The 14,911-nt window shown below is 71.1% G+C and carries 12 protein-coding genes; 7 read left to right on the top strand and 5 right to left on the bottom strand.

All coding sequences use genetic code 11. The annotated features are described in order from the left end of the window. Window positions 1–84: 84 nt before the first annotated feature. Complete coding sequence (locus ABZX90_RS18690; protein WP_351127201.1) at window positions 85–921, bottom strand: siderophore-interacting protein; 837 nt, start codon at window positions 919–921, stop codon at window positions 85–87. A 101-nt stretch (window positions 922–1,022) separates the two neighbouring features. Further along, a complete protein-coding gene (locus ABZX90_RS18685; RefSeq protein WP_351127372.1) occupies window positions 1,023–1,961 on the bottom strand; it encodes a 5'-3' exonuclease in 939 nt (312 codons plus the stop codon). A gap of 171 nt (window positions 1,962–2,132) precedes the next feature. Here ABZX90_RS18685 and ABZX90_RS18680 point away from each other — a divergent pair, with 171 nt between their 5' ends. The 6 genes from ABZX90_RS18680 (at window position 2,133) to ABZX90_RS18655 (ending at window position 10,915) form a co-directional block, all read left to right on the top strand. After that, a complete protein-coding gene (locus ABZX90_RS18680; RefSeq protein WP_351127199.1) occupies window positions 2,133–3,212 on the top strand; it encodes a betaine/proline/choline family ABC transporter ATP-binding protein in 1,080 nt (359 codons plus the stop codon). Beyond that, on the top strand, window positions 3,205–5,820 hold the full coding sequence (locus ABZX90_RS18675) for an ABC transporter permease/substrate binding protein (protein ID WP_355206109.1): 2,616 nt from the start codon (window positions 3,205–3,207) through the stop codon (window positions 5,818–5,820). The genes ABZX90_RS18680 and ABZX90_RS18675 overlap by 8 nt, the downstream gene beginning before the upstream one ends. A gap of 736 nt (window positions 5,821–6,556) precedes the next feature. Beyond that, entirely contained in the window at window positions 6,557–7,138 is a 582-nt protein-coding gene (locus ABZX90_RS18670; RefSeq protein ID WP_351127195.1) for an XRE family transcriptional regulator, read from the top strand. A gap of 53 nt (window positions 7,139–7,191) precedes the next feature. Next, window positions 7,192–7,911, top strand: a complete 720-nt coding sequence (locus tag ABZX90_RS18665) for a helical backbone metal receptor (protein WP_351127193.1) — start codon at window positions 7,192–7,194, stop codon at window positions 7,909–7,911. A gap of 146 nt (window positions 7,912–8,057) precedes the next feature. Then, window positions 8,058–8,360, top strand: coding sequence for a hypothetical protein (locus ABZX90_RS18660; RefSeq protein ID WP_351127191.1), 303 nt, complete (start codon window positions 8,058–8,060; stop codon window positions 8,358–8,360). Continuing rightward, a complete protein-coding gene (locus tag ABZX90_RS18655; protein ID WP_355206105.1) occupies window positions 8,357–10,915 on the top strand; it encodes a tetratricopeptide repeat protein in 2,559 nt (852 codons plus the stop codon). Before ABZX90_RS18660 ends, ABZX90_RS18655 begins: the two co-directional genes overlap by 4 nt. A gap of 65 nt (window positions 10,916–10,980) precedes the next feature. Here the strand turns inward: ABZX90_RS18655 and ABZX90_RS18650 are convergent, their stop codons facing one another. Further along, complete coding sequence (locus tag ABZX90_RS18650; protein WP_355206102.1) at window positions 10,981–12,138, bottom strand: TDT family transporter; 1,158 nt, start codon at window positions 12,136–12,138, stop codon at window positions 10,981–10,983. A 70-nt stretch (window positions 12,139–12,208) separates the two neighbouring features. Here ABZX90_RS18650 and ABZX90_RS18645 point away from each other — a divergent pair, with 70 nt between their 5' ends. After that, window positions 12,209–13,138 (top strand): LysR family transcriptional regulator, encoded by a 930-nt coding sequence (locus ABZX90_RS18645; RefSeq protein ID WP_351127185.1) that lies wholly within the window; start codon window positions 12,209–12,211, stop codon window positions 13,136–13,138. A gap of 242 nt (window positions 13,139–13,380) precedes the next feature. Here ABZX90_RS18645 and ABZX90_RS18640 read toward each other — a convergent pair whose 3' ends face one another. Together ABZX90_RS18640 and ABZX90_RS18635 are read right to left on the bottom strand one after the other, a co-directional pair. Then, entirely contained in the window at window positions 13,381–14,061 is a 681-nt protein-coding gene (locus ABZX90_RS18640; protein WP_351127184.1) for a gamma-glutamyl-gamma-aminobutyrate hydrolase family protein, read from the bottom strand. 103 nt (window positions 14,062–14,164) lie between these two features. Then, complete coding sequence (locus ABZX90_RS18635; protein WP_351127182.1) at window positions 14,165–14,902, bottom strand: FCD domain-containing protein; 738 nt, start codon at window positions 14,900–14,902, stop codon at window positions 14,165–14,167. Window positions 14,903–14,911: the final 9 nt, after the last annotated feature.

Below are 14,911 nucleotides of genomic sequence, written 5' to 3'. Positions count from 1 at the left end.
CGGCTGTGTGTCCGTCCGTACGTCAGGAGGCGGCCCGCATCGCGCGGTGCCGCCTCCTGGTGACGTACGGGGTGTGAGCCGGCGTCAGGCCGACGCCTCCTGCTCCGCCTCCACCTGGGCGTTCCAATCGCGCTTCGACGCCTGCCAGCCGTCCTCGTTGTGGCCGAGGCGCCAGTAGCCGGAGATGGACAGGTCCTCACGCGCGATCGCGCGCTCGACCCGCAGCAGCTTGCGCAGTTCCTTCACGAAACCGGCCTCGCCGTGCACGAACGCGTGCACCCGGCCCTCCGGGAACTCCAGGGCGCGTACGGCCTCCACCAGGGCCGTGCCGACGGGCCGGTCGCCGCGGTGCAGCCAGACGACCTCCGCGTCGGAGTCGATCTTCTGCTCCTCCTCGGGGCCCGAGATCTCGACGAAGGCGCGGACGACGGTGCCGTCGGGCAGCGACTCCAGGGCGGCGGCGATCGCGGGCAGCGCGCTCTCGTCACCGGCGAGCAGATGCCAGTCGGCGCTCGTGTCGGGCGCGTAGGCGCCACCGGGGCCCATGAAGCGGACGACCTCGCCCGGCTGTACCCGAAGGGCCCACGGGCCGGCGAGTCCCTCGTCGCCGTGCACCACGAAGTCCAGTGTCAATTCGCGCACTTCGGGGTCCCAGGCGCGCACGGTGTACGTCCGTGTCACCGGCCACTGCTCGCGCGGGAACTCCTCGCGAATGCGCTGCACGTCGAAAGGCTCGGGATAGGTGACACCCTCGGCGCCGAACAGCAGCTTCACATAGTGGTCGGTGCTGGTGCCCGTGGCGAAGTCCGCCAAGGCGTCGCCTCCCAGTACGACCCGTTGCATGTGGGGGGTCAGCCGCTCGGTCCGCACGACCTTCGCGGAGTGGGGCTTCCGGGGCTTGCGTTCCGGGCGCTCTGCCATGACTGCCTCCTGATTCACATGCTTAGGCTTACCTAAGTTAGCATCCCTTCCGCTGCGGCACCTAGGCGTGAAGTGGTATCAGTCGTGCCAGAAGCGTTCAACTATGCCTGCAGTGTCGTGAGCAGGCGGTGCAGCGAGCCGCCCAGGCCCCAGCGCGCGGCCAGTTCGTCCAGCGCGGCGGGATCGCGCGGCGCGTGCGGCAGCGCCGTGTCCACCTCGGGCAGCGGCACGTCACCGGCGACCTTGACGACCGTCGGCGCCACGGCGACGTACGGCCGCGACTCGTCGAGACGCTTGCGCTGAGAAGGGGTCAGCCTGGCCTTCGGGTCGTCGACCGCGGCCATGATCCCGGCCAGGTCGCCGAACTCGGCGAGCAGTTTGGCGGCAGTCTTCTCCCCGATGCCGGGCACTCCGGGCAGTCCGTCGCTCGGGTCGCCGCGCAGCAGCGCCAGATCCGCGTACCCCGGACCGTCCACGCCGTACTTCTCGCGCAGCCAGGCCTCGTCGGTGAGCTGGAGCGTGCCGACACCCTTGAGGGGGTACAGCACGCGCACCCCCCGCTTGTCGTCCACGAGTTGGTACAGGTCACGGTCGCCGGTGACGATGTCGACCGAGCCGGTGGCTTGTCCGGTGAACGTGCCGATCACATCGTCCGCCTCGTAGCCCTCGACCCCCACGCGCGCGATGCCCAGCGCGTCCAGGACGTCCTCGATCACGGGCACCTGCGGGGAGAGCGTGTCCGGCACCTCCTCCTCGTCCGGGCCCACCTCGGTCTCCACGGCGACCCGGTGCGCCTTGTACGACGGGATCAGGTCGACCCGCCACTGCGGACGCCAGTCCGCGTCCATGCAGGCCACCAGGTCGTCGGGGCGGTGGTCCTTGACCAGGCGGTCGATGAACTCCAGCAGCCCGCGTACGGCGTTCACCGGTGTGCCGTCGGGGGCCTTCACGGATTCCGGCATGCCGAAATAGGCGCGGAAGTACAGCGAGGCGGTGTCGAGAAGCATGAGTCGTCGAGTCTGCAGAGTCACGTTCCGCATCATGCCGTACGCCACTGACAGTGACCTGGACCACTCCCGTGTTTGCTCCGTGTAAGCGGGGGCAGGCGCCGCCTCTGAGAGAACCCGGTTGTGCATTCAACCGTCACCCGTCGTAGGGAACACCGAAAGCGTTCGTTCAGCCCGTTCCCCACGTTCGAACGAGAGGCACACGTGTCATCCAGGCTTGAGGCCGACCATCTGTACAAGGTGTTCGGAAGACGATCGGAAGCGGCCGTGGAGCGGCTCCGCCAGGGGGCCGACCGTGAGGAACTGCGCGCCGACGGCACCACCGCCGCCGTGATCGACGCGTCCTTCACGGTGGAGCCGGGGCAGACCTTCGTCGTCATGGGCCTGTCCGGATCCGGCAAGTCCACGCTGCTGCGCATGCTCAACGGACTGCTGGAGCCCACCGCGGGCCACGTGCGCTTCGACGGCCAGGACCTCACCGCGCTCAGCGCGCGCGAACTGCGCGAGGTCCGCTCCAGCAAGATCAGCATGGTCTTCCAGCACTTCGCGCTGTTCCCGCACCGCAGCGTGCTGGAGAACGCCGCCTACGGCCTCGAGGTCCAGGGCGTACCGGCCGCCGAACGCAGGGAACGGGCGACGACGGCCCTCGAACTGGCCGGACTCGCCGGGTGGGAGAAGTCCTGGCCCGACGAACTCTCCGGCGGGATGCAGCAGCGCGTGGGGCTCGCCCGCGCGCTCGCCACCGACGCCGATCTGCTGCTCATGGACGAGTCGTTCAGCGCGCTCGACCCGCTGATCCGCCGGGACATGCAGGACCAGCTGATCGAGCTCCAGAAGAAGCTCAAGAAGACCATCGTCTTCATCACGCACGACCTCAACGAGGCCATGCGCCTCGGCGACCGGATCGCCGTCATGCGCGACGGCCGCATCGTCCAGATCGGCACCGCCGAGGACATCCTCGTCCGGCCCGCCGACGACTACGTCGCCTCCTTCACCCAGGACGTCGACCGCTCGCGCGTGCTGACCGCGGGCGCCGTCATGGACACGGACCTGCGCGGCGACGAGGCCGACTGCTCCTGCGAGACGGCAGCGCCCGACACCCCGTTCGTGGACCTCTGCGCGATCAGCGCCCGGCTGTCCCACCCGGTCGCCGTGCTCGACCAGGACCGCGCACTCGTCGGAGTCGTCCCGCGGCAGCGGCTCGTCGGCTTCCTCGGGGACGAGCAGGGCGCCCCGGTCCGGTGCGCGACCTCGCGCGACGAGGCGGTGAACGCCGGTGCCTAGGATCCCCTTCGGTGACTGGGTCAACGACGCGGTCGACTGGCTGCTGAACCACATGGCGTGGCTCTTCGACTTCCTCAAGACCGTCTTCTCCGGCACCTACGACGGCATCAACGCCGTCCTCCAGGCGCCCCAACCCCTGCTCCTCGCGGGTATCTTCGCGATCGTCGCCTTCTGGCTGCGCGGTACCTCCGCCGGTGTCCTCACCTTCGCCGGGTTCGCCTTCATCGACTCCCTCGACCTGTGGGAGGACGCGATGGTGACCCTGTCACTGGTCCTCGTCGCGACGCTCATAGCGCTCGTCGTCTCCGTGCCCGTGGGCATCTGGGCGGCCCGCTCCGACCGGGTCAGCGGCATCGTCCGGCCGGTCCTCGACTTCATGCAGACGCTGCCCGCGATGATCTACCTCATCCCGGCGATCCTGTTCTTCGGCACCGGTGCCCCCGCCGGCATCGTCGCCACCCTGATCTTCGCGCTGGCCCCCGGTGTCCGCATGACCGAGCTGGGCATCCGCCAGGTCGACAAGGACCTGGTCGAGGCCGCCGACGCGTTCGGCACCACCCCGCGCGACACCCTGCTGCGCATCCAGCTGCCGCTGGCGCTGCCCACCGTCATGGCGGGCGTCAACCAAGTCATCATGCTGGGCCTGTCCATGGCCGCCATCGCGGGCATGGTCGGCACCGGCGGCCTGGGCGGCGACGTCAACGAGGCCATCGGCCAGCTGAACGTCGGCCTCGGCTCCGAGGCCGGCGTCGCCATCGTCATCCTCGCCATCTACCTCGACCGCATGACCGGCGCGCTCGGCACCCAGGTCTCCCCGCTCGGCCGCCGCGCCGCCGCCAAGGCGCGCGCCGCGCAAGGCCTGAGGATCTGGTCGTACCGCCCCCGTCCCGTCGTGGCCATGGTGGGCGTCGTCGTGCTCGCCCTGGTCGCGGGCGGCATGGGCGTCTTCGGCGGTGCCGGATCGACCTCCACCGCGGCCGACGGCGAGAACGTCGGCCAGGGCAAGAAGGTCACCATCGGCTACATCCCCTGGGACGAGGGCGTCGCCTCCACCTTCCTCTGGCAGGAGATCCTGGAGGAGCGCGGCTTCCAGGTGGAGACCAAGCAGTTCGACGCGGGCCCGCTGTACACCTCGCTGGCCCAGGGCGACATCGACTTCGAGACCGACTCCTGGCTGCCGACCACGCACGAGCAGTACTGGAAGAAGTACGGCAAGCAGCTCGACGACCTGGGCTCCTGGTACGGCCCGACGTCCCTGGAACTGTCCGTGCCCGCCTACATGAAGGGCATCGACTCCCTGGAGGACCTCAAGGGCAAGGCCGGCACCTTCGGCGGCAGGATCACCGGCATCGAGTCCAGCGCCGGAATGATGGGCCTGCTCAAGAGCAAGGTGCTCAAGGCGTACGGGCTCGACAAGGAGTACAAGGTCGTCGACAGCTCGACGCCCGCGATGCTGGCCGAGCTGAAGCGCGCGTACGCCAAGAAGGCGCCGATCGTCGCCACGCTCTGGTCGCCGCACTGGGCCTACAGCGACTACAAGCTGAAGAAGCTCAAGGACCCGAAGGGCGCCTGGGGCAAGGGCGACGGGGTGCACATCCTCTCCCGCAAGGGCTTCGCCCAGGACAACCCGGTCGTCGGCGAGTGGCTGAAGAACTTCCGGATGACCGAGCAGCAGCTCACCGGTCTCGAAGCGGAGATCAACAAGGCCGGCAAGGGCAAGCAGCAGGACGCGGTGCGCGCCTGGCTCAAGAAGAACCCCGGCGTCGTCGACAAGCTGGCCCCGGTCGAGGGCTCCGCGTCCGCCACCCCGGCCGAGGCGAAGCGCCCGCTGGATGTCGCCTGGTTCCCCTGGGACGAGGACGTCGCCGTCACCTACCTGTGGAAGAACGTGCTGGCCCGGCGCGGCTACACGATCGACCTCAAGCAGATGGACGTCGGCCCGGTCTACACCGGCCTCGCCTCCGGCGACCTCGACCTCAACTTCGACGCCTGGCTGCCCTACGCCCAGTCCAACTACTGGGAGCAGCACAGGAACGACCTCAAGGACCTGGGCACCTGGTACGAGCCGACCTCCCTGGAGATCGCCGTCCCCTCGTACGTGAAGGACGTCAAGTCCCTCGCCGACCTCAAGGGGAAGGCGAAGACCTTCGGCGGGAAGATCATCGGTATCGAGCCCGGCACCGGTGAGATGAACCTCCTCAAGAAGAAGGTGCTTCCGGGCTACGGGCTCGACAAGGAGTACGAGGTCGTCGACGGCTCGACGCCCGCGATGCTGGCCGAGCTGAAGCGCGCGTACGCCAAGAAGGAGCCGGTCGCGGTCGTGCTGTGGTCCCCGCACTGGGCGTACAGCGAGTACAGGCTCACGAAGCTCACCGACGACAGGAAGCTGTTCGGCGAGGGCAACACGATCCGGACCATCTCCAGCGAGAAGTTCCCGGGCCAGTACCCGAAGCTCACCGAGTGGATCAAGAACTTCCGGATGAGCGAGGCCGAACTCGGCAGCCTGGAGGGCGAGATCAAGCGGCGCGGGCAGGGGCACGAGGAGGACGCCGTCGCCGCGTGGCTCAAGGAGCACCCGGACATGGTGCGGCGCATGACTCCGCAGTAGCCGGCGAGCGGTTCACCCCGAGGCGTGGTGGGCGGTTCACCCCGAGGGGTGGCCGGCCGTTCGCTCCGAGGGTGGTCAGCGGTTCACTCCGAGGGGTGGTCCTCTTCGCACGGGTCCCTTGACCCGTGCGGGCGAGGGCCACCCCTCGCCGCGCTCCCGGGGCCGCGGCCCCGCCCCGTGCGGGCAGTCACCGGTCCGCACGGGCGGGCGACGGAGCCGGTGCCCGCGTACTGACGTACGAGAGAGATCCGGACAACTGCGGGGCGGTGCGCGGTCGCACCGCCCCGAGGCGTTTCCGATCCGTGACGTGGACGGCGCGTTCGGCGTGCGAGCGCCCTCGCGCGCGGCCGCGAGGGCCCGCCGCACATCAGCTCCGTGCGCGGCGGCACGTACCAACCCATCTGCCACGGCGGGGTCCGGTGCAGCGCGGAACCCCAACTGCTCACCGAGCGGCGGGACTCCAGGGCCCGATCCGGCCGCCGACGCGTCCGGACGGGCCGTCCGGGCTGTTGGTCAGCCCTTTTCGTCCCGCGTGGGAGAGTCGCGCCTGCAGAGGCGTGCGGCTCCTGTCTTGGCGCGAACTGTAACCCTCACACTCCTTCTACGTGACAGCGATGTGACGGGTGCATGAAACGGTTTGCCGAACATGCGTAGGGTGCAAACAACTCATCAGAAGGAGCGGACCGGAAATCCGGGCGGTTCGCGGACCGACGACGCGAGGGAGGGAGCCGGAGCCATGGGCGACCACAAAGAACAGCCCCTTCGGGTGGGCGCGGCCGTACGGCGACGGCGTCGGGCACTGCGGCTCACCCTCGCCGTCGTGGCCGAGCGCAGTGGCCTGTCGGTGCCCTTTCTCAGCCAGGTGGAGAACGAGCGGGCGCGGCCCAGCAAGAGCTCCCTGGAGCGAGTCGCCGACGCCCTCGGCACGACCGCCGTCGAACTGCTCGCCGCCGCCGACCCGGCGTGCAGTGTCGACGTCGTGCGCGCCGACGCCGGTGCCGAGTTCACCCCCGATGCCCAAGTGCGCCCCCTGGTGCGCGGTCACCACCAGCTGCACGCCACCGAGTTCACCGGCGACCACGAAGAGGGACGCGAACTCCAGCACCGCAACGACAAGTTGATGTACGTCGCCGACGGTGCCGTCGAGGTCGAGGCGGAGGGGCGCGCCCATCGCCTCGGGCGAGGCGACACGCTCTATCTGTCGGGCGGGGTGCGGCACCGCTGGCGCGCCACCGAGCCGGGCACCCGGGTGATCGTCGTCGAGGTCGCCGACCACATCGACGCGGTGGAGGACCGGCACAACTTCGGCAAGCGCTGAGCGGCACGGGCGAGGACTTCGGGCGAGGACGGCACAGGGAAAGGCGGACAGGCGTGCGGGTGGTGTCCCTCGTGCCCTCGCTCACGGAAGCCGTGGCCGTGTCCGTACCCGCCGCGCTGGTCGGCGCGACCGACTGGTGCAGTCGTCCCGCGGGCCTCGACGTCGTACGGATCGGGGGCACCAAGAACCCCGACGTCGACGCCGTCGTGCGGCTCGCGCCCGACCTCGTCGTCGCCAATGAGGAGGAGAACCGGGAACCGGATCTGGCCGCCCTGCGGGAGGCGGGCGTCGAGGTGCTGGTCACCGAGGTGCGGGACGTGCCGGGGGCCCTTCGCGAACTGGACCGGGTGCTCCGCGCGTGCGGCGCGCGCAGCCGGCCGCGCTGGCTGGACGCGGCGGAGGCCGCCTGGGCGGAGCCGCCCGCCGCTGCCCGCCGTACGACCGCGATCGTGCCGGTCTGGCGGCGGCCCTGGATGGTGCTGGGCCGCGACACCTTCGCCGGAGACGTCCTGGCCAGGCTGGGCGTCGACAACGTCTACGCGCGCCACGAGGACCGCTACCCCCGCATCCCGCTCGCCGAGCTGACCGCGGCGGCCCCGGATCTCGTGGTGCTGCCCGACGAGCCGTACCGCTTCACCGCCGACGACGGGCCCGAGGCCTTCCCGGGGGTGCCCTGCGCCCTGGTCGACGGCCGCCTGCTGACCTGGTACGGACCGTCGCTGACGGAGGCACCCGCACGGCTCGGCGAGGCGCTGCGAGCAGCTCTGCGATGAGGCTTCTCTCGACCTCGCGGAGGAGGACAGGCGGATGCCGGAGAGCTGAGTGTCCGCTCCGGCCCCGGTTTGCCGGAACCGTGTGACCCACGTTTGTCGTCGTGGAAGCATGGTTCGTTCGCTGATTGAGCGTGAGGGGGCGTCAGATGGGTCGGACGGGGCGTTGGCTGCTGGTGGTTGCCGGTTCGTCGGTCGTGTTCGGGCTGTGCGTTCTGCTGGGTGATCTGTTGTTGCCGTGGGATCAGCCGACGCGGATCGGGACGGGTGCGGGGGCGGGCGCAGTCGTCGCGGGCGTGTTGGGGGCCTGGGCCTCGTCCCTGATCGGCCCCCCGGCCCCGCAGACCGCCGCGAGCCCCGGAACGTCGACCGCGTCGGGTGAACGGTCGGTGGCCACTCAGGACAACTCCGGGGTGATCATCACGGGGGACAACGGCACCGTTCAGCGATGACCGGGACACCCGCACCACACGCCTCAGGAGACCGATCCGCCGCCGCAGCCAACAACTCGGGCGTCATCGCCAACGGCGACCGGGCCCAGGTCGAGCTGCGGAACCTTGTGCTGCCTCCCGGTGCCCTGCGGCCGGCGGTCGTGGACGAGGCGGTTGCCCAGCTGAGCAATCTGTTCGCACCGGACAGCCGAGTCTTCGAGGGCCGTGACAGCGCGCTGGCCGCCTTGCGAGACCTGCCGTCGACCGGGACGGGGATCGTCACGCAGACCGTGCGGGGCATGGGTGGAGTCGGCAAGAGCACCCTGGTCCTGCACCACGCCCACGCGTACCTGGCAGCCGGTCACGGTCCGGTGTGGTGGATCGACGCGTCATCGGCGGCCACCATTTCGGCCGGGCTGGCTTCCCTGGCCGCGGCTGTCAGTCCGGTGCACGCCGCACTGCCGTTGGACGAGGGCGCCGACTGGGCCGTTGCCTGGCTGCAGGGCCGTACGGGATGGCTGCTGATCTTCGACAATGCGGAAGAGCCCGCTGATCTGCAGCCCTACCTCGGCCGTCTGGGCACCGGCCAGACCTTGGTCACCACCCGACGCGACCTCTCGTGGCGCGACCTCGGCTTCCCCCTGCTACTGAACACCCTGACAGCGGAAGCCTCCGTGAAAGTGCTTCGGGAAATCACGGGGCTCCGGGCCGACAGTGACGTCGCCCGGCTGGCCGAGCTGGCCGAGGAACTTGGTCATCTGCCCCTGGCTCTGCAGCAGGCCGGTGCCTACCTGGCCCAGACCCGCAGCAGCCTTGCCGGCTACATCACCCGACTGCGCGCCGACCCGGCGGATGTGCTCGCAACCACGGCTCCCGGCGATCCACAGCAGCGGACCATCGCCCAGCTGTGGAGCGTCACCCTCGACGCCCTGCACACGGCTGATCCCCGCGCAGTGGAGCTGCTGCGGATCCTGGCCCACTTCGCACCCGATTCGCTGCCAAGACGCGTACTCAGCGGCTCCTTGCCCGCGGACCAGGACGTGGATCACGCGCTGGGCGTACTCGCCGCCTACAGCATGATCACCCTCAACGACGAAGCCGTCACCGTCCACCGCCTCGTGCAGACAGTGCTGCGCAGCACCACTCCCGCGCCGGCTCCGAGGCCGAGCCCCAGGGGAATCCGGAGATGGCTGCGCAGGTCGCGGCGGGTCGACCCGCCTCGCCCGAGCGAAGCCGCTGTGAACTGGCTCCATGCCGCCATGCCATCAGCCAGTCCTGAGGATGTGCAGAGCTGGCCGGAATGGCAAGAGCTGCTGCCCCACGTGCAAGCCGTGGACAAGCACCACCACGGCGTAGCGGAGCTCTCCACCCTCGCCACACTGCTCAATCAGACCGCGTTCTATCTGAGGGCCCGCGGCCAGGCCTCACAAGCGCTTCCGCTGGCGGAGCGGGCGTTGGCGGTCAGTGAGAGCGCGTTGGGCCCCGACCACCCCACCACCGCCATCCGCCTGAGCAACCTCGCCACGACGTTCAGCGATCTGGGGCGTCACGCGGCGGCGTTGCCGCTGGCGGAGCGGGCGCTTGCCGTCAGTGAGACCGCGCTCGGCCCCGACCACCCCACCACCGCCATCCGCCTGGGCAATCTCGCCACGACGTTCGGCGATCTGGGGCGTCATGCGGAGGCTCTTCCGATGGCGGAGCGGGCGTTGGCGGTCAGTGAGAGCGCGTTGGGCCCCGACCACCCCACCACCGCCATCCGCCTGGGCAATCTCGCCACGACGTTCGGCGATCTGGGGCGTCATGCGGAGGCGCTTCCGCTCAAGGAGCGGGCCCTGGCCGTCAGCGAGAGCGCGCTCGGTCCTGACCACCCCGACACCGCCATCCGCATGGGTAACCTCGCCGCGACGTTCAGTGCTCTGGGGCGTCATGCGGAGGCGTTGCCGATGGCGGAGCGGGCCCTGGCCGTCAGCGAGACCGCGCTCGGTCCCGACCACCCCACCACCGCCATCCGCCTGAACAACCTCGCGGCAACGTTCAGTGCTCTGGGGCGTCATGCGGAGGCTCTTCCGATGGCGGAGCGGGCGCTTGCCGTCAGTGAGAGCGCGCTGGGCCCCGACCACCCCACCACCGCCATCCGCTTGGGCAACCTCGCGGCAACGTTCAGCGATCTGGGGCGTCACTCGGAGGCGTTGCCCATGGCAGAGCGGGCGCTGGCCGTCAGCGAGACCGCGCAGGGACCCGTCCACCCGGACACCGCCATCCGCCTGAACAACCTCGCCGCGACGCTCAGTGCTCTGGGGCGTCATGCGGAGGCTCTTCCGCTGAAGGAGCGGGCGCTGGCCGTGACCGAGAGCGCGCTGGGCCCCGACCACCCGGACACCGCCATCCGCCTGAGCAGTCTCGCCGCGACGTTCAGTGCTCTGGGGCGTCATGCGGAGGCGTTGCCGCTGGCGGAGCGGGCGTTGGCGGTCAGCGAGAGCGCGCTGGGCCCCGACCATCCCGCCACCGCACGCCGCGTAAGCAAGCTCAATGCGATCCGCGCATTGCTGGAAGACCCACCGAACGACGAGCTCTGACCACATCAATCCGTGCGGTTGACACCGGGAAGGCGAACAAGGGCAGACAAAGGCGGGCGGAGAGGCTACTTTCGCGAAGGCGCTGCGAGGAGCTTGCCGGTGACCAGGCCGTGGGCCGTGCGGACGGCGGCCACCGACCAGGCGGCCACCAGCAGGACGTACAGGGCGACCGCGAGCGCGTCGAAGGCGACCAGACCGGTGTGCCGGGCCAGGCCCGCCGCGCCGGTCACGCACGTTCCCACGGGGAAGGTGAACGCCCACCACGTCATCGCGAAACCCATGCCCTGGCGGCGGGCCCGTACGACCATCGCGACGGCCAGCGCGAGCCACATCAGCGCGAAACCCAGCACGGGGACGCCGCAGAGCACGGCGAGGAGCGCGAAGCCCTGGTCGTAGGGGGCGGGCATCACGCCGGGCGCGACGTCCGCGAACTTGCCCACCGCGGTCGTCGACTGGCCCAGCGGACCGAGCACGAGGAAGAGGGTCGGGGTGAGCGCGAGGGGCAGCGGACCCGCGGTGATGAGCCGGGCGAAGATCATCGGCAGCATCACGAAGGTGGCCAGCAGGCTGATCCCGAACATCGCGACACAGGCGAGGAGCAGCGTCTCCCGGGGCTGTCCGGCCGGCAGGTGGGGAACGAGCAGGGGGCCGAGGGCGGCCGACACCATGGGGGCGACGATCGGCAGCAGCCACACGGGTGACGCCTGCCCGGGCTCGATGCGATGCCGTACGACCATGAGGTACGGGACGGCCACGGCCGCGGCGAGTCCGACCACCGTTCCGGCGGTGAACAGAACGGTGTCCACGGCGACCGCCGCCTGTATCCCGATCCAGTCCCGGCCGACGAGCAGGGTGCCGCCGCCCACGGCGAGCAGGGCCATCGAGAGGCAGCCGTAGAAGGGAGCCACGGCCGGGTCGAGGAGGTGGGCGCGGGCCTGGTCACGGTGGTACGTCCAGTGCAGCGCGCGGGCGGCGAGCAGCGACACCAGCAGGGTGAGCGAGAGGGCCCACACGACGGTGCAGACGGTGCGCAGACCCGGCACGTGGACGGGCAGTCCGGCCCCCGCCGTGGCCACGATCGCGGTGCCCATCACGGAGGCGTACCAGTTCGGGCCGAGATGCCGGACCGCGGCGATGCCGCGGTTCCCTGACACGCGGGGGGTTCTCGTTTCGCGGACGCTTCCCGCCTGATGGGCGGTGAGGGGCTGGGCTGCGGTGACCATGAGTCCACGGTCGCGGGCCCGGCGGCTCCCCGCCAGGGAGTGCGCGCCTATGACGACATAAGCTGGGTTTATGAGTAGGGGTAGTGCTGAGGATCGGCCCGGCGCCGGGATCGCGCACCGGGTACCCGACCTGGGCGCGCTGGAACTGCTGCTGGCGGTGGCGCGTCTGGGGAGTCTCGGGCGCGCCGCACGCGAGCTGGGGATCACCCAGCCGGCGGCCAGCAGCCGTATCCGTTCCATGGAGCGGCAGTTGGGGGTGGCGCTCGTCGATCGTTCACCGCGCGGGTCCCAGCTCACCCGTGAGGGGGCGCTCGTCACGGACTGGGCGCGGCGGGTGGTGGACGCGGCCGAGGCGTTCGACGCCGGGGCGCAGGCACTGCGGGACCGGCGTGACTCGCGGCTGCGGGTGGCCGCGAGTATGACCATCGCCGAGTACCTGCTGCCCGGCTGGCTGATCGCCCTGCGCGCGCAGCGCCCCGACACGGCCGTGTCGCTGCTCGCCGGGAACTCGGCGGCCGTCGCCGAGCGGCTCCTGTCCGGCGAGGCGGACCTCGGCTTCGTCGAAGGGCTGTCGGTGCCGTCCGGTCTCGACGCGACGGTCATCGCGCACGACCGCCTGATCGTGGTGACGGCACCCGGGCATCCCTGGGCGCGGCGGCGCGCGCCCCTCGCCGCGGCGGAGCTGGCCGCCACGCCGCTCATCCTCCGGGAGGAGGGGTCGGGCACGCGTCAGGTCCTCGACACCGCGCTCGGCGGGCTCGCCCGCCCGCTGATCGAGCTGTCCTCGACGACGGCGGTCAAGGCCTCCGCCGTCAGCGGTGCCGGGCCCGCCGTCCTCAGCGAACTCGCTCTCGGCGAGGAACTCTCCGCCCACCGTCTGGTGAGCATCCCGCTCGCCGACGTCCGGCTCGCCCGCGCCCTGCGGGCCGTCTGGCCCACGGGTCACCGCCCCACGGGCCCGGCCCGCGACCTGCTCTCCCTGACGCGGGGCGCCGCGTAGCCGTACATACGTTTTTCGCCCCCTCCGCCCCTGCCCGTCCCGTACCTGGGGGCTGCCGCCCCACGCTCCGGCCCCGACCTGAACGGCCTTGTCCTCAAACGCCGGACGGGCTGAAACTCTTCCGCCCCTGCCCGTCCCGTACCTGGGGGCTGCCGCCCCCGCACACCCCCGCCCGGCTGAACGGCCTTGTCCTCAAACGCCGGACGGGCTGAAACGCTCGGATCGGCGCGGGCCCGGCCGGCTCAGGACGCCGCCGCGACCAGGCCCCGCATCACGCGCAGGTCGTCGTCCATCTCCGGGTGCCACTGGACGCCCAACGCCCAGGCCGGACCGGGGAGTTCGATCGCCTCCACGGTGCCGTCCGCCGCGTGCGCGGAGACCAGGAGGCTGTCACCGAGGCGGTCCACCGCCTGATGGTGGTGGGTCGGCACACCGCACGGCTCCGGTACGAGACCGGCGTACAGCGTCCCCGGTACGGGCGTCACCTCGTGGTGTCCGAAGACCCCGGCGTCCTTCACATGCCCGTCGAGATGCTGGACGAGTGTGCCGCCCAGGGCCACGTTCAGGAGCTGCTGGCCCCGGCAGACGCCCAGGAGCGGGGTGCCGGAGTCCAACGCGGCCCGGATCAGGGCGAGTTCCCAGGCGTCGCGCTGGGGAGCGGGCGGCCCCGTACGCGGGGAGCGCTCGGCGCCGTAGCGGGCGGGGTCGACGTCGGGGCCGCCCGCGACGACCACCCCGTCGAGCCGGGCGACGGTCGCGGGCGCCAGGGCCGGATCGTCCGGCGGCAGCATCACGGCGAGTCCGCCCGCCCGCTGCACGAGCCGCGGATAGCCGGCCGGCAGCAGGGCCGCGGGCAGTTCCCACACACCCCAGCGCACCCGGGACTCCAGATACGTACTCACACCGATCAGCGGCCTGCCCACGCTGTTCTCCCTCGGATCCGGGTCGCCACAGCACCCATGGAACGTCAATGGAAAGGTCTCATACCTTTGCGGGGTGGGGGAGGGGAACGCACGTCCCCCTCGCCTACGTCAGGAACCCTCGCAGCAACGCCGCCGTGCCCGCGCAGTGCTCCCGCATCATCTCCCGCGCCCCGTCCGCGTCCCCGTCCAGCACCGCCTCCACGAGGGCGGTGTGCTGGCGCTGCGAGTGCTCCAGGTTGCGTACGAGGAGCGGGATGCAGTCGAGGAGGTCGTTGACCGAGGCGCGGACCGCCGCGTACCGCGCGGTGAGGGAGGGGGAGCCGCACAGCTCCGCGAGGGTGAGGTGGAGCAGGGTGTCCTGGCGCCGGTAGTCGGCCAGCGGGGCGTCGTTCGTCCGGGCCAGCGCCTCGCGCAGCCGGCCGGCCCGCTCCGCGTCGAGCCCGTGCGTCGCGCACAGCCCGGCCGCGCCCACCTCCAGGACCTCGCGGAAACGCAGTACGTCCTCGATGTCGACCGCGGCGACCCGGCGGCGCAGCTCGTGCTCGCCGGGTGTGTCCGTGCGCGGCAGTACGAAGGTGCCGCCGTAGCGGCCGCGCCGCGACTCGACAAGCCCCTGGTCCTGGAGCACCTTCAGGACCTCGCGCAGCGTCACCCGGCTGATACCGAGCCGCTCGGCCAACTCCCGTTCCGCAGGCAGCCGTTCACCGCCCGGCACCAAGCCGAGCCGGACGATCTGGAGGATCTGCTCCAGCGCCTCCTCGAAACCGTTGCCCGCCCGCACCGGCCGCAGCACCGGCGTCAGCCGGTCGTCCGTCCCGCGGTCGGGATCCGCCTGCGTCATCCGGTCGCG

This window comes from Streptomyces sp. NPDC002935, assembly GCF_040611295.1.
Lineage (GTDB): Bacteria > Actinomycetota > Actinomycetes > Streptomycetales > Streptomycetaceae > Streptomyces.
This window is presented reverse-complemented; position numbering and strand designations above follow the sequence as displayed.

Bases quoted from the DNA above. Each gene is read 5' to 3' on its own strand.
- ABZX90_RS18655 (WP_355206105.1), top strand. From the start codon at position 8,357: ATGACCGGGACACCCGCACCACACGCCTCAGGAGACCGATCCGCCGCC.
- ABZX90_RS18650 (WP_355206102.1), bottom strand. From the start codon at position 12,138: ATGGTCACCGCAGCCCAGCCCCTCACCGCCCATCAGGCGGGAAGCGTC.
- ABZX90_RS18635 (WP_351127182.1), bottom strand. From the start codon at position 14,902: ATGACGCAGGCGGATCCCGACCGCGGGACGGACGACCGGCTGACGCCG.
- ABZX90_RS18670 (WP_351127195.1), top strand. From the start codon at position 6,557: ATGGGCGACCACAAAGAACAGCCCCTTCGGGTGGGCGCGGCCGTACGG.
- ABZX90_RS18660 (WP_351127191.1), top strand. From the start codon at position 8,058: ATGGGTCGGACGGGGCGTTGGCTGCTGGTGGTTGCCGGTTCGTCGGTC.
- ABZX90_RS18690 (WP_351127201.1), bottom strand. From the start codon at position 921: ATGGCAGAGCGCCCGGAACGCAAGCCCCGGAAGCCCCACTCCGCGAAG.
- ABZX90_RS18645 (WP_351127185.1), top strand. From the start codon at position 12,209: ATGAGTAGGGGTAGTGCTGAGGATCGGCCCGGCGCCGGGATCGCGCAC.
- ABZX90_RS18685 (WP_351127372.1), bottom strand. From the start codon at position 1,961: ATGCGGAACGTGACTCTGCAGACTCGACGACTCATGCTTCTCGACACC.